Source organism: Lactobacillus sp. UMNPBX15 (assembly GCF_002553785.1).
Classification (GTDB): domain Bacteria; phylum Bacillota; class Bacilli; order Lactobacillales; family Lactobacillaceae; genus Lactobacillus; species Lactobacillus crispatus.
The window spans coordinates 1-373 of the sequence record NZ_PCYV01000107.1 but is presented as its reverse complement, the minus strand read 5'-3'; the positions used below and the strand labels follow the sequence as shown (position 1 = coordinate 373).

Sequence of the window (373 nt, the reverse complement as noted above, 5' to 3'; positions counted from 1 at the left end):
GTTACTAAAAATCTCAAAGCCATCTATGAGGCCACCACAGGCCACCAGGCAGTTGATAAGGACGGAAATGATCTAACACCCTTAGAAATGGCAAATGGCATTACACACGCTGCTAGGGCCTCTCAAAGCAATAAAGAACAAGCAGATAAAGACATGGTAGCTACTCAAGAAAAAGAAAAAGCTGCCAAACAGCAGCAAGAACAACAAGAACAGCTACTAAATCAACAGCGACAACAACTACAAACTTTACAAAACCAAATTAACGATGCTGACGAACAATTAAAGCAACGCAAATTACAGCGCGTTAAGGAAGCTCAACAGGAAGTTGACCGTAATAACCTAATGTACGGTGATAATGAACCAATAACCGCAG

1 pseudogene is annotated in these 373 nt (G+C 41.3%); it reads left to right on the top strand.

From position 1 onward, the window contains the following. A pseudogene (locus CP366_RS10485) lies at positions 1-373 on the top strand (replication protein); the annotation flags it as partial.